General features: G+C 28.0%; 15 protein-coding genes, 1 pseudogene and 1 riboswitch. Of the genes and pseudogenes, 2 read left to right on the top strand and 14 right to left on the bottom strand.

What is annotated here, in order from left to right; all coding sequences use genetic code 11:
* Positions 1-2 precede the first annotated feature (2 nt).
* From KGF46_RS08520 to KGF46_RS08500, 5 genes are all read right to left on the bottom strand, one after another.
* The gene (locus KGF46_RS08520; RefSeq protein ID WP_227827807.1) at positions 3-311 is read right to left on the bottom strand and encodes a PTS fructose-like transporter subunit IIB; all 309 of its coding nucleotides are present in this window, start codon (positions 309-311) and stop codon (positions 3-5) included.
* A gap of 78 nt (positions 312-389) precedes the next feature.
* Complete coding sequence (locus tag KGF46_RS08515; protein ID WP_227827808.1) at positions 390-1,445, bottom strand: PTS fructose transporter subunit EIIC; 1,056 nt, start codon at positions 1,443-1,445, stop codon at positions 390-392.
* A gap of 1 nt (position 1,446) precedes the next feature.
* Positions 1,447-1,899 carry a fructose PTS transporter subunit IIA gene (locus tag KGF46_RS08510; protein WP_227827809.1) on the bottom strand — a complete coding sequence of 151 codons (453 nt, stop codon included), beginning with the start codon at positions 1,897-1,899 and terminating at the stop codon, positions 1,447-1,449.
* Complete coding sequence (locus KGF46_RS08505; RefSeq protein WP_227856547.1) at positions 1,896-3,926, bottom strand: PTS sugar transporter subunit IIA; 2,031 nt, start codon at positions 3,924-3,926, stop codon at positions 1,896-1,898. The genes KGF46_RS08510 and KGF46_RS08505 overlap by 4 nt, the downstream gene beginning before the upstream one ends.
* 435 nt (positions 3,927-4,361) lie before the next feature.
* Complete coding sequence (locus KGF46_RS08500) at positions 4,362-6,605, bottom strand: GGDEF domain-containing protein (RefSeq protein WP_227842652.1); 2,244 nt, start codon at positions 6,603-6,605, stop codon at positions 4,362-4,364.
* 582 nt (positions 6,606-7,187) lie between these two features.
* Between KGF46_RS08500 and KGF46_RS08495 the strand changes: the two genes are divergently transcribed.
* Complete coding sequence (locus KGF46_RS08495; protein WP_227842653.1) at positions 7,188-8,021, top strand: serine aminopeptidase domain-containing protein; 834 nt, start codon at positions 7,188-7,190, stop codon at positions 8,019-8,021.
* A gap of 168 nt (positions 8,022-8,189) precedes the next feature.
* Here KGF46_RS08495 and KGF46_RS08490 read toward each other — a convergent pair whose 3' ends face one another.
* Positions 8,190-9,089: a hypothetical protein gene (locus KGF46_RS08490; protein WP_227854683.1), complete on the bottom strand. Its 900-nt coding sequence runs from the start codon at positions 9,087-9,089 to the stop codon at positions 8,190-8,192.
* Between the two features lie 161 nt (positions 9,090-9,250).
* Here KGF46_RS08490 and KGF46_RS08485 point away from each other — a divergent pair, with 161 nt between their 5' ends.
* Positions 9,251-9,730 carry a MarR family winged helix-turn-helix transcriptional regulator gene (locus KGF46_RS08485; RefSeq protein WP_227827814.1) on the top strand — a complete coding sequence of 160 codons (480 nt, stop codon included), beginning with the start codon at positions 9,251-9,253 and terminating at the stop codon, positions 9,728-9,730.
* A gap of 192 nt (positions 9,731-9,922) precedes the next feature.
* Here KGF46_RS08485 and guaA read toward each other — a convergent pair whose 3' ends face one another.
* The 8 genes and pseudogenes from guaA to KGF46_RS08445 form a co-directional block, all read right to left on the bottom strand.
* On the bottom strand, positions 9,923-11,461 hold the full coding sequence (gene guaA / locus KGF46_RS08480) for a glutamine-hydrolyzing GMP synthase (RefSeq protein WP_227850264.1): 1,539 nt from the start codon (positions 11,459-11,461) through the stop codon (positions 9,923-9,925).
* Positions 11,462-11,684: 223 nt separating this feature from the next.
* Positions 11,685-11,786, bottom strand: a riboswitch (purine riboswitch).
* Between the two features lie 59 nt (positions 11,787-11,845).
* Positions 11,846-12,978 (bottom strand): annotated as a pseudogene (larC, locus tag KGF46_RS08475) (nickel pincer cofactor biosynthesis protein LarC).
* A gap of 140 nt (positions 12,979-13,118) precedes the next feature.
* Positions 13,119-13,859 (bottom strand): nickel pincer cofactor biosynthesis protein LarB, encoded by a 741-nt coding sequence (gene larB / locus KGF46_RS08470; RefSeq protein ID WP_227827815.1) that lies wholly within the window; start codon positions 13,857-13,859, stop codon positions 13,119-13,121.
* A 266-nt stretch (positions 13,860-14,125) separates the two neighbouring features.
* Positions 14,126-15,754: a chaperonin GroEL gene (gene groL, locus KGF46_RS08465; RefSeq protein WP_227827816.1), complete on the bottom strand. Its 1,629-nt coding sequence runs from the start codon at positions 15,752-15,754 to the stop codon at positions 14,126-14,128.
* 32 nt (positions 15,755-15,786) lie between these two features.
* Positions 15,787-16,071: a co-chaperone GroES gene (gene groES, locus KGF46_RS08460; RefSeq protein ID WP_003420907.1), complete on the bottom strand. Its 285-nt coding sequence runs from the start codon at positions 16,069-16,071 to the stop codon at positions 15,787-15,789.
* 192 nt (positions 16,072-16,263) lie between these two features.
* Positions 16,264-17,754: a cardiolipin synthase gene (gene cls, locus KGF46_RS08455; RefSeq protein ID WP_227827817.1), complete on the bottom strand. Its 1,491-nt coding sequence runs from the start codon at positions 17,752-17,754 to the stop codon at positions 16,264-16,266.
* Positions 17,755-17,773: 19 nt separating this feature from the next.
* Complete coding sequence (locus tag KGF46_RS08450; RefSeq protein ID WP_227827818.1) at positions 17,774-18,649, bottom strand: DNA-3-methyladenine glycosylase family protein; 876 nt, start codon at positions 18,647-18,649, stop codon at positions 17,774-17,776.
* 293 nt (positions 18,650-18,942) lie between these two features.
* Entirely contained in the window at positions 18,943-19,974 is a 1,032-nt protein-coding gene (locus KGF46_RS08445) for a YeiH family protein (RefSeq protein WP_227827819.1), read from the bottom strand.
* Positions 19,975-20,038 lie beyond the last annotated feature (64 nt).

Genomic DNA, 20,038 nt, shown 5'->3' with positions numbered 1-20,038 from the left:
CTTTATTGAAAAGTATCTTTTATTTTCTTAATTAATGCATCAGATTTTTTAATAATGTCAGACACACTCATTCTTACTACTTTCTTTCCTTTAAAACGCTCCATATTTCTAATCTCAACATCGTTAGTTAATATCACACAGGCTGCTTCTTCAATTTCCTTAGGTGACAACTCATTATCTATTCCAGAACTTCCTTGAGTTTCAACCTTTATTTCTATTCCAAATTTTTTTGCTGATAATTCAAGTGATTCAGCTGACATATAAGTATGTGCTACTCCACTAGGGCAAGATGTTACTGCTACAATTTTCATATCTTCATCTCCTTTAAATTTATAGTTCTACATGCTTTTTTTAAAATTTTATATAAGCTAATTTATTATTTCATATATCTATAATTCTTCGAATATCAATTCAATAGAATCATCTATATCTTCTTCAATTTCTTCATCTTCCTTTACATTTTTCTTTACTAATTTCATCAAGATTGCGACAACAACTGCTCCAGTTAGTACAGATGCTATATAACCCAACCTGTTATCAACAACTGGAAGTACTATCAAGCCTCCCCAAGGAGCATGATTTAAACATCCTAATAAAAAAGCCATAATGTTTCCAATAATTGAACCAGCCATAATACAAGGAATTACTCTAACAGGGTCCGCTGTTGCAAATGGAATAGCTCCTTCCGTGATTCCAACACACCCCATTAGAAGTGATGCTTTTCCTGAATCTCTTTCTTCTTTACTAAATTTTTTTGGGAATAATAATGTTGCTAACCCTAATCCAATTGGAGGTATACAAATCGCAACGCCAACCCCTCCCATTAAGTATGGAAGTGTATCAACTTGTGTTTGAGCAAAAGTCGCAGCAACTTTATTTATAGGGCCACCCATATCAGAAGCTATCATTCCTCCCAAAATACCCCCTAAAGGAATCTTTGAAACACCAGACATTCCATTTAGCCAGTTCGTCATCCATGCCATAAAAGAAGCTATAGGTTCTCCAATTAAAAATACAATTATGCCACCTGTAATCAATGTACCAAGCAAAGGATAAATAAATATGGAACCTAGAGTTCTCATTGTAGGAGCTAATTTTATTTTCTTTAGTTGTAAGACAACAAATCCTGCTATAAATCCTGCTATAATACCACCTATAAAACCAGCATTTACTTCTTTTGCTAAATATGCACCTATCATACCTGGTGCTAGCCCTGGTTTATCTGCCATACTAAATGCTATATATCCACCTAATATTGGGATAAACAAAGCTAGACCTGCAGCACCAATTTGATTTAGTTTAGCTAACCATCCAGTTTCAGGAACAGCAGCTTGCCCACTTAATGTTACTGACAAAGCAAATAATATTCCCCCAGCAACTACAAATGGAATCATATATGATGTTGCTGTCATAAGATGTTTTTGTAAAAACTTTAAAATCCTCACTTTAATCTTCCTCCCCTATCTTTTCTTTTATAAGATTATAAACTGTCTGTTCATCTGACTCTCTAATTTGATTTCTAAAACTCTCATGCATCAATAAACGTGCCAGTTTTGATAAAATCTTTAAATGAAGATTATTCTCATTATCTTTTGTTACTGATATTAAAAATATCAAATCTACTTTTTCACCTTCTTCTGTCCATTCAATAGGAACATCAAGCTTTCCAATTGTAATACAAGAATCTTTGACCCCTATACTTTGACTATGAGGTAGACCTATACCATGCCCAATATATGTTGATAATGTTTCCTCTCTTTTTAAAACATCTTCTAAAAATTGATTTTTATCTCTTAAATACCCCTCTTTTGATACTACATCCACTAATGATGTAATAGCTTCTTCTTTTGAATCTGCTTTCATTTTGAATGAGCATTTTACATTGACTAATTTACTCATACAGTGACCTCCTCCTCATATTTATGAATTAAACCTTCTGCTTCTTCTTTTGTCCTTGCACTTTCTAACATACTAATAAAATTAGTCTTATAAACCATTTTAGTTAAATTAATTATTGCTGGAATTTGCTCTTTTTTATCTCTACTTGCTAGACAAAATATAACTTTAACCTTTTTATCACCAAAACTAATTGGCTCTTTACATATTAGTAAACTTATTGAACTCACTTTAACTAATGAACTATCATTCCCATGTAATAAAGCAAACTCTTCATCTTTTACAGCATAAAAACCTACATTTTTCAAAATATCTATAATATTCTCAGCATATTGTGTTGATACAAAATCACAATCAGCAAGTATATTTGAACTAATTTTAACAGCATCTTCCCACTTCACTTCTTTATCAATTATGTTGATAGTATCAGCCCCTATTAAATCACTTAATTTAAGTTGTCTAGATAATATCCTTTCATCACTATATCCGAGCTCTTGCCATATGATACTCAACACTCTTTTTTGAGCATCTTCTTCTAAGAAATCTAGCCTTTTTTTAATTGATATATAATTAGTCAGGACATTCTTTCTTTTTATTCCTTTTTCTTCAAGTTTTAGATAATCGTTTTCTTGTAAAAATGGATTAATCTCAATAACTACTTTGGGTAAAGTTGTAGCTATCTTTGATGTTGTTATAATGAAATCGATATTTTCCCAGTCCTTATAATCTTGCAATTTATATGCTGGAATACTGTCCAATATATTTATTTGATAATCATTTATTAGAGTATCTTTTAACATAGCAATTACACCATATCCAAATCCACAAACTAATAATATATTTTTATAATTATTTCTCTCGTTTCTTTGTACGCTTCCTAAAAAGTGTATTGCTAAAAGTATTATTTCATTTTCATTTCTTATTTGATTTAACATCCTATTCTTTTGTATAGAAACCTTAGTAGCTTCAAGTACATATTGATATTTATCTGGTATAACATGGAATAGTTCTTCATAGATTTGTATGTTTTGTTTGATTCTTTCTATTAATGGAGCAATATGATTAAGCAAACCTTTATAAAGAATCATATCTTCTTTGAAATCAACACTTAGTATTTCTGACATATTGTAAATTAAATCTTGAACTATTATTTCTGTACTAATCAAATCCATATCTTCATTTAAACTTGCATATTTATTTGTAAAAAACACAAAACTTTTTAACAATAAAATTTGTTCTTTGGTCAATTTCTTTTGAATGATTTGTTCAAATTCTTGGTCAAACTTATTTTCAAAATACGGCTCACTTAATGAAGAAGATTCTAAAGGATGTTTTTCATCTGAATGTATGTACCATGTAAAAAGAAAAATATTTGAAACATACCACGTAAAAGATTCATCATTTAAAGTCCAATCCATTTGGGAAAGTAAATCTGTTGACCAGTTATATATATCATTCAAACAAATTCCTTTGAATATTTGTTCAATAATTTTCACTAAATACTGCTCAAACACACTTAAATCAGACTTTTCTTTACCAAATAGGTAAGAATATGATTTTAATATACTTAATCTTTGTTTATATATAGTGTTTTCATCTCCACTTATTTTGAAAGTCTTATCATATGTAATAGTTATTTTGTTTCTTTCTAATTCATTTGATAAAACATTAAGGTCGTTTTTAATTGAACTTCTAGAAACCTGGAATTCTTTGCTCAACTTTTCTAAATTTAGCTTATCTATTTTAAACATTGATATAATTTTCATAATAGATACTCTCTCAGTTAAAGAAAATACATAGTCATTATTATCTATATATACTACTTGGAAATCTTTAGGAATAATTAATACACCTTTATTTATCTTTTGTATTAATGGTTTCTTTAGTGACTGTAAAACAATATTTAAATTATTTATGTCATATCTAATTTTTCTTTCTTCTATACTTAGTTGTTGGCTAATCTCCCTATAACTTGTCTTCTCTTTTTCCTTTAGAAAATTCATAATGAGTAACATTCTTCCACTTATCATATTTTCCCTCCTTTCAAAATAATTAGAGTTATTAATACTGCAAATTTTATGTTATTCTGTATATTTTAGTTTTTTTATGTCTAAAAATAGTAACTATCTTTCTATATTCAGAATAATACAATAAAGCTTTAACTACAACTTACAATATTTGAAAATTGTTTTTACAAAATCTGTAGACATATTTTTATCAAAAAATATAATATTTATATTTAAAACTTTATATCATCTACTGATTACAATACATTTTAATATTACATAGTATTTTCAACGCTTTATTGATAACTACTATACATCTATAACTATATGGTCAATAGTTAAATAGTTAAAGGTTTTACTTAAAAGTAAAACTATATCTGAATATTTAACCATACAAGTAAAAAAGGCAAGCTATATATTTAAATTATATAACTTGCCTAAATATTTTATTTTAGAACTCTAATCATTAGATATTTTCAAATTTTTTATTTTATTATCATTATATGTGAATTCTTCAAACTCAGATATTGATAATGGCTTTGAGAAAACATAACCCTGAACATAATCACATCCAATACTTCTTAAGAAATGTACTTGTTCAACTTCTTCAATACCTTCAGCAATTACTTTCATGCCAAGCCTTCTACTAAGTTCAATAACAGATTCTACAACAATTTTACCACGTTCTATATCATTTTTATTCACAAAAAATGAACGATCTAATTTAATTATCTCAACTTTAAAATCCTTTAATATTCCTAATGATGAATATCCAAATCCAAAATCATCTATAGAACATTTAAAACCTTTACTATGAATATCATCTATTACATCAATAGCTTCTGGGCTTTCTAAAAAAATAGATTCAGTAAGTTCTAAGTCTATTAGCCATGTAGGCACATTATATTTATTACATATCATCTCATATTTTTCTAAGAATAATTTATCCTTTAAATGTTGCCTTGATACATTAACAGAAATTATTAATAACTCTTTACATTCTTTTATCCATTTAGAAATCAATTTACATGTTTCTTCAAGCACATACAAGTCTAATTCACATATAAATCCGTTTTTTTCAAAAAGAGGAACAAAATCACTTGGATAAATCATTCCTTTTTCTACACTATTCCAACGAACAAGAGACTCCGCACCTCTAATTTTTCCAGTTTTTATATCAACCTTTGGTTGTAAGCATATAAAAAATTCTTTATCTGCAAGACCCTTTTCCATTAAATTTGATAATTCCTTTTCAAATATCAATCTATTTTTTTCTATATCGCTATAAAAATTAAAATCACTTTTATGAGTTTTATTAAAACTTTTTCTTGCTGTATTTACATGGTCTTGTATTGTTATTAAATCTTCATTATGATTTTCAATAGTGTAAATACCTACTGATATTCTTAAAAAGTATGGGTTTTCTTTGTCTTTATTAAAATAATTAATCTCATTTTCTATTTTATACAATAATTCTAAAACTTCTAATACTGCTCGATTCTTTATAAATAGATAGAATAAGTCTGCATCATGACGACATACAAACTCTTCATCATTAATAATATTCTTTTCCAATACATTATAAATATATTTAAGTGCATTATTTCCTTTTTCACTACCAAAACAATCATTTATTAGCTTAAAATCTTTTATGTTTATTGCTATCATCATGTAGGTGCTATCAGGAGATTTAGAAATTAAAGGTTTTATTAACATACTAAATTTTGTTGAATTAATACCATTTGTTATATTATCTAAATAAGCAATATCTTCGATTTGTTTTATATATTTTCTTCTAATAGTATATAAAATCCATGTTATAATTCCAATAATAAAAATAATTATAAATGTCATTATTATTGTAAAAATGTTTAATTTATTCAATTCACCTAAAACAGCTTCTTCAGGCACTATAAGAACAAAATACCAATCATTTAAATCTTTTGTTACTGGATGATAAGTTAGCAAACACTTTACATTTTTTGATGAAGTTATTATAATTTCTCCTGATTCTTCACTCTTAAAGTCATCCATCATTTTGGGAACCCAATGCTCATTTATAGCACCTCTATATTTATGACTAATATCCTTTATCAACTCACTATTTTTACCTATAAAGAGAGGTTTCCCCTTAGTATTAACAATTTCAATAGTTCCTTCTCCATTAAAACTGTCAATACTAAGAATATTATTCACACTTTCTTTTTGAGAAACGCCGACTAAAATACTAGATACCTCATGTTTATCATCAAATATAGGTACACTGTAGAGTACAACGTCTAGTGACTCTATAAGTTCTGTATATTCTTTACCTTCTATTCCCTTTTTATATGAAACAGTATTCTCTAAGTCCAATTTTTTTCCACTTAAAAACTCTGCTTCACCTTTTAAATCAATTATCCCAATATCAGAATATTCATAACTAGTTTTTCTTTTTGCTAAGTAATCATATCGACTATCGCCTTCATATTGTTTAATAAAATCTGCCATTAGTCTTAAATCAGACAAAATAAACTCAATTTGATTGTCAACATTTGATACAATTTGTGTAGATACATCGTTTAAATAGTTTTTAGTTTGCTTATTAGATATGTTGTACAGTTTTACAGTAGTAAAAACAGTAATTACAAGAATTGAAATAATAAGTGCACATAAAATTATAGACAAAACCATATTGTTTTTTTCGTACCTTGATAATTTCATTTTTTGTCCTCCAAATTATAAGTCCATTTTTAGTATAAATACTAACTCTACAAATTTTATTACTAAAAATCTATCCACACTATATTATAATATTCTATTTACCAATATTCAACAAAACTCCTTTATATTCCAATAATAATTCACGGATAATCTCTTTATTCATTTTATTTATGTAATATTTTCTATTATATTATTGTAGAATATTGTTTAAAAATAAAATTCATAATCTAAATTTATATTTCTATTTATTCAATACTAACAAATTCTATATCCTTAATATCAACAATAGTAAAACAATAGCTTATCATAATGTACAGAGACTATTCTTTGCTCTACTACCTTTGTAAAAATATCAAGATTTTAATCTAAAATTAAAAGGTAGTTTTTAATTATCCTGAAAATAAATTTTATTATATGAATTTCACTATATAAATTTCATTCTAATATACTGCTTTATTATTAATATTATAATACAACTAAAAAATAAATGACTTTAATATGTAACTGTGATAAAATATGACCAATAAATAATTTATAATTTTATTATTCTAATATTTTACATATGAAAGAGAGGAAAAGTAAGTGAGTTGGCAACATATAAAAATACCAAACGGAAATACAGTGATTTTTTGTAATTCATTCATTAGTGGAAAATCATCTACGAATATTATTGTTACACATACTCCTATTGTAACTACGCTTGATTTACAGTTAGCATACGAACCTCTTTCGCAATATGATGTAAATGTCTTTGCCTTTGATTTTTCAGGAACAGGTAAAAGCGGTGGTAATGAAAAAGATTTTTCACGTAATTCAATTGTAAAAGACTTAGACTCTGTCATTGCGTATATAGAAAAGAATTATTCTTCCAACATACATCTATACGGAAATGCAGGTATTGGTGGCATGTTTGCACAGTATTATGCATGTACAAGTAATAAGTTAAAAAGTTTTGCCCAGTTTGCCTGTGTTGATTATAAAAATACGTCAGGGGTAGGTTATTCTTATCCCACTGTTAAATTATTAAACTTTTTCCTCAAACTCCTTCCTAATTTTCATATAACAGTAAAACCACCTAAATATGAAGGTTATAATGAAGCCCATGATAATGCGTTTTACAAAATGATTGAGCAAGACAACCCTAATATTTGGAAAAATAGCACAAAGGTAATGAATACAATGTTAGAATGTTTTGTCGCACAAGATAGTGTAATAAAAAATGGAGTTAATATTCCAACACTTGTTTTTAAAACGCTTCATGACAGATATTTCAAACCTAAGTATTTTGATAGCTATTATAATTCGTTGAGCTGTAAAAAGAAGCTTGTTGAAATTGATGATGTTCATAATAGCTACTATTTAAATAGTGAAAAGTTTTGTCAGACAGTATATGAGTGGTTTATAGAAAATCAATAGAATACAACAAAAATACTAAACATAAAATTCAAGTTTAATGATTAATATATAATAAAGTAAACTGAGTAAGAGGTATAAGTCATTACGACATCTACCTTTTAAAATTCATATGATAAAAACAATCTACCATGATATATTCTACTTGTTTTGAGCTTGCATCCTGTGAAACTAAAAATTATTATTTGACAGAATCACTATAATTCTTTTTTTATTTAACTTATCAAAATAGATAGAGATTATCGCAAGTGTCACAAAAATAGCAACTTTCGTAACCAATTCAGGAATTGGAATATAAATGCCTGCTCGTAGCTGTACAAGAGTTTGTATTGGAAGCATTACCCCAATAACTTTTAATGTTACTAATATCATTCTATATAAAACTAATGAAATATAGCTTTTCTTTTTTATTAATAGATAAATAATAATAAAAACCAAAGGGCTAATAATTCCCATATCAAGCACATAAGTAATTTCTGTAGTATACATTTCTATTCTCTCAAGTGTACTACTTGTAAATAATGAATGTAATACATCTGGTAACCATGCAACAATATTTGAAGTACCTGCTAATATCAAAAACATGTATTCTACCTTTCTTAAATGGAAAGAACAGTTATAGCAAAGTGATATTCCATAAATATCCATCAGTAAAGTAAATAGAGTGAAAAATGAAATTGAAGTTAACAAAATATATACTAGTTGTAACTGATTATGTGCAACACCAAACGAAATACTAAAAGCATAATACAAAACGATACCTAGAATTGTGAGAAAATTTGTTTTTTGTTCTACTGTATCTATATCACGAAATATGTATGAACCAATAACTGGAACAACAATTAAAAACATTACTAAGTCTGAACCTATCAATATAGGTGCCTTGAAATATGAGTCATATTGATAGATACCTGTACCATACATCTCAATAACTTGCCCATATAGGTTTATTGCCTCATATTTATTATCTATAGAGAATGAAAATATTCCACAAACTGTAATGATTAGCAATAGTATGAATATAATGGTTGCTGAAATATTTAGCCAGGTCATTTGTTTTTTCTTTATCATTTGATTTCCTCCCTAAGGTAAAGTATTTAAAGATTCTGAGTGTTGTTAGTTAAGTCAACTGAAAAATACCTTGTGTAAATTATAGTAATAAGTTACTATTTACACTATAGCAACTTATTACTATAATGTAAATAGTAGATTTCACATGAAAGGAATATCTTATGCAAATTAAAAATATGATTAAAAATTTTAGTGGTGAAAGAAATAATGAAGTTCGAGGTATTTTTGCAAGCATATTTATTTTACAGAACCGATTACAAACTATTTTTGATAAAGCAGATGAACATCTTACTTTAAAACAATTTATGCTTCTTACAATGGTAAAGCATGCTGATGAAAAAACTACTTTTACTTATCTTGGAAAACTCTTAGGGTCTTCACGTCAAAATATAAAAAAACTAGCTGTTTCTCTTGAAAGCAAAGGATTTATAGCTATTGAGCATGAACCCAATAATAAAAGAAATACTTCTATTGTATTAACAAAAAAAGCAGATGAATATTCACAAAAAGTACAGGAACTCCATACTGAGAAATTAAACAATATATTTCAAGATTATTCAAATGAAGAAATCAGTCTGTTTTATCAAATGATTACAAAACTATATACAGGAGTTGAAAGAGAAGAAAAACATTATGAGTAAAATAATTATTTATAGCACAAAGTCTAGCTCAACTAAGATATATTATGACTTTGAATTTTACGCATTCCGTTAAAAACATAAATATAACCTAAAAGAATAGTTATACAGCATGATATGTATGAAAACACGTAAAAAATGGACAGAAAAAGAGCTAGAAATGCCCTATTTAAAGGCCTTCTAGCTCACTATTAACTATTCCCACTCTATTGTTCCAGGTGGTTTAGAAGTTATATCATAAACTACTCTATTTACTCCATCAACTTCATTGATTATTCTATTAGAAATTTTCTCTAAAACATCATAAGGCATCTTATACCAGTCAGAAGTCATTCCATCAGAAGAAGTAACTGCTCTTAAACCAACTAAATAAGCATATGTTCTTTCATCTCCCATAACTCCAACAGTCTTAACATCTGGTAATGTTGCAAAAGCTTGCCATATTTCTCTATATAAACCAGCTTTTCTAAGCTCGTCCATATAAACAGCATCTGCTTCTCTTAATATATCACATTTTTCTTTAGTTACATCACCTATAACTCTTATTCCAAGACCTGGCCCTGGGAAAGGATGTCTAAATATTAATCCTTCTTCTATACCAAGCTCTAATCCTATTTTTCTAACTTCATCCTTAAATAGTTCTCTTAATGGCTCAACTATTTCTTGGAAATCTACATCTTCAGGAATTCCACCAACATTATGGTGAGATTTTATAGTAGCAGCACCATTTCCATGTCCACTTTCTATAACATCTGGATAAATTGTTCCTTGAACTAAGAAATCCATTTTTCCTAATTTATTTGATTCTTCTTCAAATACTCTTATAAATTCTTCACCAATTATCTTTCTCTTAGCTTCTGGCTCAGAAATTCCTTTTAATTTAGATAAGAATCTATCTTCTGCATTAACTCTTATTAAATTTATATCGAATTTCTCTCTGAATATTCTTTCTACATCGTCTCCTTCATTTTTTCTAAGCAAACCATGGTCAACAAATATACAAGTCAAGTTATCCCCAATTGCTCTATGAATAAGAACTGCGGCAACAGAAGAGTCAACGCCTCCACTTAAAGCACATAAAGCTTTTTTGTCGCCTATTTTTTCTTTTAATTCTTTTATTTTATCTTCTATAAATGAATCTGTAGTCCAGTCACCTTTTACTTCACATACATTGTATAAGAAATTTTCAAGTATCTTATCCCCTTCTAAACAATGTTCTACTTCTGGATGGAATTGAACTCCATATAGTTTTTGTTCTACATTTTCCATAGCAGCTACTGGACAATCTTTAGTGTTTGCAACTATAGTAAATCCTTCTGGAGCCTTTTCTATTAAATCAGTATGACTCATCCAAACACTATTTGTAGTAATCCCTTCAAATAATGATGATTTTCCATAAGTTATAGATGTTTTTCCATATTCTTTTTCTTGTTTGTTGCCTTTTCTTACAACTCCACCTAATACATGAGACATTATTTGAACTCCATAACATATACCAAGTATTGGTACTCCTAGTTCAAATATTTCTTTTGATATTGTTGGAGAATCCTCTAAGTATGCACTATTTGGCCCACCTGTAAATATTATCCCTTTAGGATTTTTTGCTTTTATTCTTTCTATGCTTGCAGTACATGGAAGTATTTCACAATATACATTGTTTTCTCTAACTCTTCTAGCTATTAACTGATTATATTGACCTCCAAAATCTATTACAAGTACTAATTCATGTTTCATAAATTTACATCTCTCCTTGTATAATATAGTTTTTATATATATTTATTTTAACACAATACAGTCTAAATTATATTAAATCTTTTTACACAAAAAACCTGTATAGTAACTTCCATAATTTCTAACAAAAGTGAAATTACTATACAGGCTTCCAAAATGACCCTTATCTTATAGCCAACACATAGGGAGTATAACTCAGCCTACACATTTACTTAACTAGGTCTTTTGGTATAATAATTTCACTCATAGTCAAGATATTTACGGTATCTTGGTAGAGACTCTCAGACCATATCTCTGAGCATATACGAGTGAGTTTATATTTTATATATTTTTTTCTGTTTACTTTTATTTATTAAGGCTGAGTATTAATTTATCAAAATTTATTACTTATGTCAATAAGTTTTCACTAAATTCTTCTTTTATTCTAAAATTTATATCAGCAAACACTTTTTTTATAGGAATATCTTCATTTTTTGCTATAGTTTTACATTCATTATATTCTGGAGTAGCTTTAACTAATTTATCTTTGTAATACCCTAGTTTTATTGTAACTAATCCATATCCTGTATCTAATTTTACAAACTTTCTATCTAAAATTTCTCTGTTGTACGCATTATATCGTACTCCAAAAGTGCTAGTTTCTAAAAGCAATATTTCAATAAATTTTTCTAAATCTACTTTATTACATAAAATCGATATTTTCGTTGCAGGTCTATTCTTTTTCATATAAATGCTTTCTGTATAAATATCTAACGCTTTCTCGTCTAATATTTTTTCATACAAATAAGAATATACTTCCGAAGACATATCATCGATATTTGCACTAATTTCATAAATTAATTCTTCTTTTTTTTTTCGCCTAATACTGTTCTTAGCATATTAGGTACTTCAAATTTCTTATGACCTATTCCATATCCAATTTGTATTGGAGAAAACTCAAAATCCTCTATAAACTCATCACACAGAACTTTTATTATTGCAGCTCCTGTTGGAGTTGTACATTCTCCTCTTACATTATTTAATTTAATTGGTACACCTCTTAATATTTCCATAGTTGCAGGTGCAGGTACAGGCATGACTCCATGGTCACATTTTACAAATCCTGAGCCAACAGACACTGTACTAGAATAAATCTTATCTATACAAAGTAAATCAACTAATATAGATGCTCCTACGATATCTACAATTGAATCTATAGCCCCTACCTCATGGAAGTGTATCTTATCTATCGTAGTTCCATGAACCTTTGCTTCTGCTTCTCCAATTACCATAAATATTTTTTTAGCATTAGATTTTACATTTTCATTTAAATCACTTTCATCTATAATTTCAAATATATCCACTAAATTCCTGTGAATATGTGTTTCTTTCGTAATTACTTTTACTGTTGTACCTGATATTCCACTTTCATTTTTTGAGCTTATATTTATATTAAATTCATCGCTCATTTTTAGTTTATGAATTTCCTCCAAAAAAATTTCCTTAGGTACACCTAAATTTAATAAGCTTGCAAGGGTCATATCCCCTGATATACCACTTACTATATCAAAATAAAGTATTTTTTCACTCATATATTTCTCCTCAGTTTTAATAATGAAAAATCTAATAAACATTAGATTAATATCGTATAATTTATGTCTAATTTATATCAATATATTTATTATAATTTGTTTATCATAGCTGCCAAATATCCTGCTCCAAAACCATTATCAATATTTACAACAGATATTCCAGACGCACAACTATTTAACATAGCCAATAATGCTGCTAATCCTCCAAAATTGGCTCCATATCCGACAGATGTTGGGACAGCTATTACTGGAACATCAACTAGACCTCCAATTACACTTGCAAGTGCACCTTCCATTCCTGCAACAGCTACTACTACCCTGGCACTATCTATTTTATGTCTCTTATTTAAAAGTCTATGTATACCAGCCACTCCAACATCATATATTCTATCAACATCATTACCTAAAAATTTAGCTGTATAATATGCTTCATCTGCTACTGGTATATCAGAAGTTCCTCCTGTTGCAATTACAATTTTGCCTTTTCCAACATTCTCTATAACATGATTTTGAATTTTAAGAATTTTAGATAATTCCTCATATTCAGCATGACTATAAATTTCTTTAACTTTTAAAAATGTTTCTTTTCTACATCTTGTCCCCAATATATTAGAACCTTTTTGATTCATTTTATCAATAATTCCTAAAATATGTTCATCACTTTTACCTTCACAATAAATTACTTCTGGATATCCATTTCTTAATTCTCTATGATGGTCTATATTTGCATATCCAAGGTCTTCATAGGGTAAATCTTTTAATTGTTCTAATGCAACATCTATATCAATGTTTTCATTTTTAACCTGTTCAAGCAATTTTCTTAAATCCATATTATCGCATCCTTTTAAACTTTGATTTATTCTCTACCAACAATTATACCTTAATTAATATATATCTAACATCATAACCTAAAAAATAACAATACCACTTCAAAGATATTATTATAGTCTAGATACTAATTATCCAAATATATATATTAAAGTTGTAAATACATAAAAAATTAGATATATACAAAAGAACTATTTCAACTTAGATATTAAAATCTAAGTCAAAATAGTTCTCTATCTTAAAATTTATATTTTTAAATATTTTAAGATTACATCATTCCTGGCATACCGCCACCCATTCCTGGCATTCCTACATCTTCTTTTTCAGGAAGGTCAGCAACAGCAGCTTCAGTAGTTAAGAAAGTACTTGCTATTGATGCAGCATTTTGTAAAGCACTTCTACTAACTTTAGTTGGGTCAACTATACCAGCTTCTATCATATTTACATATGTTTCATTTAAAGCATCAAATCCAGTTTCTGCTTCAGCATTAACAACATTTTGTACAATTACAGCACCTTCAAGACCAGCATTTATAGCTATTTGTCTTAATGGTTCTTCTAATGCTTTTTTAACTATTTGAGCTCCTAGTTTAACTTCTCCAGTTAAACTATCAACTAGTGTTCCTATTGCTGGTATAACACTAACAAAAGCAGTTCCTCCACCAGCTACTATTCCTTCTTCTACAGCAGCTCTAGTTGCATTAAGAGCATCTTCTATTCTTAATTTTCGTTCTTTTAACTCAACCTCTGTAGCAGCTCCAACTTTTACAACAGCTACCCCACCAGCAAGCTTAGCTAATCTTTCCATTAATTTTTCTCTATCAAAATCTGAAGTAGTTTGCTCTACTTGATGTTTGATTTGATTTACTCTATCTTCTATAGCTTTTTTATCTCCAGAACCATCTACTATTGTAGTATTTTCTTTAGTTACTTTAACAGATGAAGCTCTACCTAACATAGATAAATCAGCTTCTTTTAAATCATATCCTAATTCTTCTGATATTACTTGACCACCTGTAAGTATAGCTATATCTTGAAGCATTTCTTTTCTTCTATCTCCAAATCCTGGAGCTTTAACTGCTACTACATCAAATGTTCCTCTTAATTTATTAACAACTAATGTAGATAATGCTTCACCTTCTACATCTTCAGCGATTATTAGTAGCTTTTTACCTTGTTGAACTATTTGTTCAAGAATTGGTAATAGTTCTTGTATGTTAGATATTTTTTTATCAGTAATTAATATATATGGGTCGTTTAAAACTGCTTCCATCTTGTCTACATCTGTAACCATATATGCAGAAACGAATCCTCTGTCAAATTGCATACCTTCAACAGCATCCAATTCAGTATTCATAGTTTGAGATTCTTCAACAGTTATAACTCCATCTTTACCTACTATTTCCATAGCTTCTGCTATTAATTTTCCAACTTCTTCATCACCAGCAGATATAGAAGCAACTTGAGATATAGCTTCTTGTGTTTCTACTATTCTTGATTGATTTTTTAATTCTTCTACTGCTACTGTTACTGCTTTTTGTATTCCTTTTCTTAAAAGTATTGGGTTAGCACCTGCTGTTACATTTTTTAAACCTTCTCTGATTATAGCTTGTGCTAAAACTGTAGCAGTTGTAGTACCATCTCCAGCTACGTCGTTAGTTTTAGTTGCTACTTCTTTAACTAACTGAGCTCCCATATTTTCAAATCTATCTTCTAATTCTATTTCTTTTGCTATAGTTACACCATCATTAGTTATAAGTGGAGAACCAAATTTTTTATCTAATATAACATTTCTTCCTTTAGGTCCTAATGTTACTTTTACTGTATCTGCTAATTTATTTACACCAGCTTCTAAAGCTCTTCTTGCTTCCTCTGAAAATTTAATTTCTTTAGCCATTTTAAACCCCTCCTAATAAATTTATTCTATATTTATTCAATAACAGCTAATACATCACTTTGTCTTAGTATTGTATATTCTTGCCCTTCTATTTTAACTTCTGTTCCAGAATATTTTTGGAATATAACTTTGTCTCCAACTGTCAATTCCATCTTTATTTCTTTTCCTTCAACTATTCCACCTGGTCCAACTTCTACAACTTCAGCTATTTGAGGTTGCTCTTTAGCTGCTCCTGGTAAAACTATTCCACTTGCAGTCTTTTCTTCTGCTTCTACTTTTTTAATTACTACTCTGTCAGCTAATGGTCTTATTTTCATTATTCACGCCTCCTAAAATATTAAGTATAGACTAGTTTGCCTATGTTTTTAGTTATTTTTAAATTAATACTACTTTTGTATGTAGATTTATATATATACTTTTTATTTATTATCACTCTATCTATTAGAGTGCTAACAATTATTATAATATACCAATCACACATAATTTTCAATACCTTTTTTAATAATTTTTTATAATATTGGTGAAAATAATCTGGCTACAGATTCTTTAATTTTTTGTACAATATTTCTGTTCATGAATACCTCTAAATTAAGCTCTTCACAATGACTTAAATCTTCAAAGAAATCATCTGTCATTACCTTGATAACATCTTCATCATAAATAAAAGCATTCACTTCAAAGTTGAGCATAAAACTTCTTAAGTCCATGTTTGCTGTACCCGCAGAAGCAATTTTATCATCTATTATTACTACTTTGGAATGTATAAATCCTTTTTTATACAAATAGACTTTACCACCTGCTCTTAATATTTCTTCAAAATATGAATAAGATGCTATATTAACTATTTTGTGGTCTGCAATTTTAGGAAATATTATTCTTACATCTACACCACTAAGTGCAGCACTTTTTATAGCTTTCAGCAGACTCTCATCCGGAATAAAGTATGGAGTTTCTATATAAACATTTTGTTTAGCTTGACATATAGCAGAAAAATAAGCATAATGAATGTCTTCCCAATCACTATCTGGTCCGCTAGCTACCACTTGTATCATACTTTCACCTACATTTCCGACACTTGGAAAGTAATTTTTAGTGACTAAAACCTCTTTTGTTGTATAATACCAATCAATCAAAAATGTCATTTGAAGCATATATACAGAAATTCCTTTAATTCTAATATGAGTATCTCTCCAATACCCAAACTTCTCATTTTTTCCTAAATATTCATCTCCTATATTTATTCCACCTGTATATCCAATTATTCCATCAATAACAACAATTTTTCTATGATTCCTATAGTTTAACTTTCCTCCTATTATAGGGAATTTTGTAGGTAAAAAAGCTGCTATTTCTATACCTACTTCTCTCATTTCTCGGAAAAATTTTCTATTAAACCAAAATCTCCAACACCCTACATCATCATATAAAATTCTTATTTTAATACCTTCCTTAGCTTTTTTTATAAGTTCTTCTTTTAACACCCTACCTATTTCACTGTCTTTGATTATAAAGTACTCTAAATGAATATGGTCTTTAGCTTCTCTTATATCTTCTATAAGTCTCTTAAATTTTTCATTTCCATCTACAAAAACATCTACTTTATTGTTTTTAGTAAATGGAAACATCCCAGTCTTTAGTAGCATGCTTATGACTCTTTTTCTATAGCTACCATCTTCTTCATCTCTTAAAAGCTTATTTTGCCTTATAGATTCTTTTTCTAGTTCAACAATTTCTGTTATCTTTTCTAATGTATCAAAAAGTTTCTTTTCTTTTATATTATTAGCTAGTTTTTGAGTTTTAAATAATTTTCGTTTTCTAATATTTCTACCCGAAATAGCATATATAATTAACCCTATCCCAGGAAATATGATAAACATCAATAACCAAGACATGGTTTTTGCAGGATCTCTATTTTCAAGTAATATAATTACAGAAATTATGGCTCCAGCTAGATATGATATAATTAAATAGAACAGAAATATTGTGCCTATCACTCCCATAATTCCTTCCCCCTTAAGTCTATTTTCCTATACCAAGCTCTCTTGCATAGTAAAATAGATATTGTTGTGCAAATCCAGACATTTCTCCAAATTTATCAATCCCATAAGTTCTCATTTTAGGTAAACTCATATCTTCATTTATGTAGAACTCTTGCATAACTCTCTTAACCCATACATCAACTGGAAAAGAATCATATTTTTGCATGCCAAATAACGCAATACAATCACATACCTTTGGACCTACTCCATTAAATTTTAAAAGCTCTTTTCTACAATCATCTGTACTTAGATTTACATATTCAGATACCTTATCATTATTTTCTATAACAGCTTGTGTAGTACTCTTTATGTACTTGTCTCTAAAACCTGTTTGACATGCTCTTATTTGCTCTTGTGAGGCTTTATTTAACTCTTCTGGTGTTGGAAATGCATAGTATTCTTTACCTTCATACTCACCTATGTATTTACCAAAACTTTTTGATAAGTTTTCTATAGCTCTTTGTATCATAGGAATTCTATTATTAGAAGAAATTATGAATGATATAAGCATTTCCCATCCATCTTGTCTCAATATTCTTATTCCCCATCCAAATTCAGTAGCTTTATTTAAATATTCATCCATACTTTTTAGATTGTTTTTTATTTCTGTATAATCAGTCCCTAAATCAAAGTAATTATACCAAATGCTATTAAACTCCTCTAAATTTGTATTATTTAAATATACTTTATCATCTTCTTTTTTTACATTTAATATTCTACCTTTCGCAACTCCTGTGTATGAGCCATCTTCTTGCTTTTGCCATCTAAAACATTGACCACACTCAAATATATGTTTTGGATCAAAATCTGTTACTCCTTCTAGTATAACTACATTATTCTTTTCATAAACATTCATATAAAAAATCTCCTTAATATTTATATTTTTATTTTATTTATCTGCTTAAATACTTAACTGTGATATGTGCATTTTTCTTATTTTAACACAAAGATAACTAATTTCAAAATTTATAATGTTATTATTATGTAAAATAATATTTTACTTTAAATTTTCACTATAAATAAAAAATGAACTCCAATAAGCTTATACCCATCTACGCTTATTAGAATTCATTTTTTATTTATATTATCGATTATTAATAACATATTATTTTGATTAAGTAGATTGATATTATAATCAATACTTTTATTCTATATAAATATCTTTATCAAAACTATCGCTGATATAACTTGTACTGTTCCTACAAATAAACCATATAAAGAAACTGCTTTACCTTGTCTTACTAAGTCTTTTACATTAACTTTTAATCCAATTGCTGCTAGTGCTATTATTTCAAATTTATTACTTATTTCTTTGCACAATACAGATACTTCTTTTGGTATGATATTAATTGAAAAAAGTGCACAAGTTATGAAAAAACCAATTACATACCATGGTATATTTATTTTTTTCTTTTTTATTTCATCTTTTTCTTCTTCAATAATTTCACTGTTAGACTTATTTTTCAAATGACCAAATACTAAAACAACTACAACTAAGAATATTACTCTCATTATTTTGAAAATAGTTGCTAAATCCTTTACATTTTCCCCAACTATAGCTCCACTTGCCACAACTTGACCAATTGATTGTAATGTACCACCTATCATTGCTGATGTTTTTACAAGTTCATGACTATATAAGAATTGAGATATTATTGGAAGTAAAAACATAAGAAATATACCAGTAACATTTACAATAGTTATTGCTATTCCTTTTTCTTTGTCTGTAGCATTAACTACTGGAACTGTTGCTGCTATAGCAGAAGAACCACATACTGCATTTCCACTTGCCATAAGAAATCTAAAGTTTTCACCAAAACCTAGCTTTTTACCTATATAAAGTGCTGATACTATTGTTATTGTCATTTGTAATATTATAAACAATATACCTGAAATCTTTAAATCTATTAGAGTAGATATACTAAGTGTTGCTCCTAATAATACTATTGAATATGATAGCAAATCTGTTTCTGAAAATTTATAACCCTTTTGAAATACTTTCTGGTTTAAAAATAAATTTCCTACAAACATACCCAAAAATATAGAGATTGATGCTGCTCCTACCTTAGGTATTAATGTCGAAATAAATATACTAATATAACCTACTAATACTGATACAAACAATCCAGGTAATATTTCTTTTATATTCTTTAATGTAAAACTACTTTTATTTTTTAACATAATATACCTACCTTCCAATTAATATAGTTTTCTTTACAATAATAGTATATAATTGTAATAACCA

The organism is Clostridioides sp. ZZV14-6153, from assembly GCF_020657855.1.
In the GTDB taxonomy this organism is placed as follows: domain Bacteria; phylum Bacillota; class Clostridia; order Peptostreptococcales; family Peptostreptococcaceae; genus Clostridioides.
The sequence above is the reverse complement of the archived record's forward strand: the minus strand, read 5'-3'. Positions and strand labels throughout refer to the sequence as shown.

Coding starts and splice junctions, on each gene's coding strand:
- KGF46_RS08520 (WP_227827807.1), bottom strand. CDS start 311: ATGAAAATTGTAGCAGTAACATCTTGCCCTAGTGGAGTAGCACATACT.
- KGF46_RS08510 (WP_227827809.1), bottom strand. CDS start 1,899: ATGAGTAAATTAGTCAATGTAAAATGCTCATTCAAAATGAAAGCAGAT.
- KGF46_RS08505 (WP_227856547.1), bottom strand. CDS start 3,926: ATGATAAGTGGAAGAATGTTACTCATTATGAATTTTCTAAAGGAAAAA.
- KGF46_RS08500 (WP_227842652.1), bottom strand. CDS start 6,605: ATGAAATTATCAAGGTACGAAAAAAACAATATGGTTTTGTCTATAATT.
- KGF46_RS08490 (WP_227854683.1), bottom strand. CDS start 9,089: ATGATAAAGAAAAAACAAATGACCTGGCTAAATATTTCAGCAACCATT.
- KGF46_RS08485 (WP_227827814.1), top strand. CDS start 9,251: ATGCAAATTAAAAATATGATTAAAAATTTTAGTGGTGAAAGAAATAAT.
- guaA (WP_227850264.1), bottom strand. CDS start 11,461: ATGAAACATGAATTAGTACTTGTAATAGATTTTGGAGGTCAATATAAT.
- larB (WP_227827815.1), bottom strand. CDS start 13,859: ATGGATTTAAGAAAATTGCTTGAACAGGTTAAAAATGAAAACATTGAT.
- groL (WP_227827816.1), bottom strand. CDS start 15,754: ATGGCTAAAGAAATTAAATTTTCAGAGGAAGCAAGAAGAGCTTTAGAA.
- groES (WP_003420907.1), bottom strand. CDS start 16,071: ATGAAAATAAGACCATTAGCTGACAGAGTAGTAATTAAAAAAGTAGAA.
- cls (WP_227827817.1), bottom strand. CDS start 17,754: ATGGGAGTGATAGGCACAATATTTCTGTTCTATTTAATTATATCATAT.
- KGF46_RS08450 (WP_227827818.1), bottom strand. CDS start 18,649: ATGAATGTTTATGAAAAGAATAATGTAGTTATACTAGAAGGAGTAACA.
- KGF46_RS08445 (WP_227827819.1), bottom strand. CDS start 19,974: ATGTTAAAAAATAAAAGTAGTTTTACATTAAAGAATATAAAAGAAATA.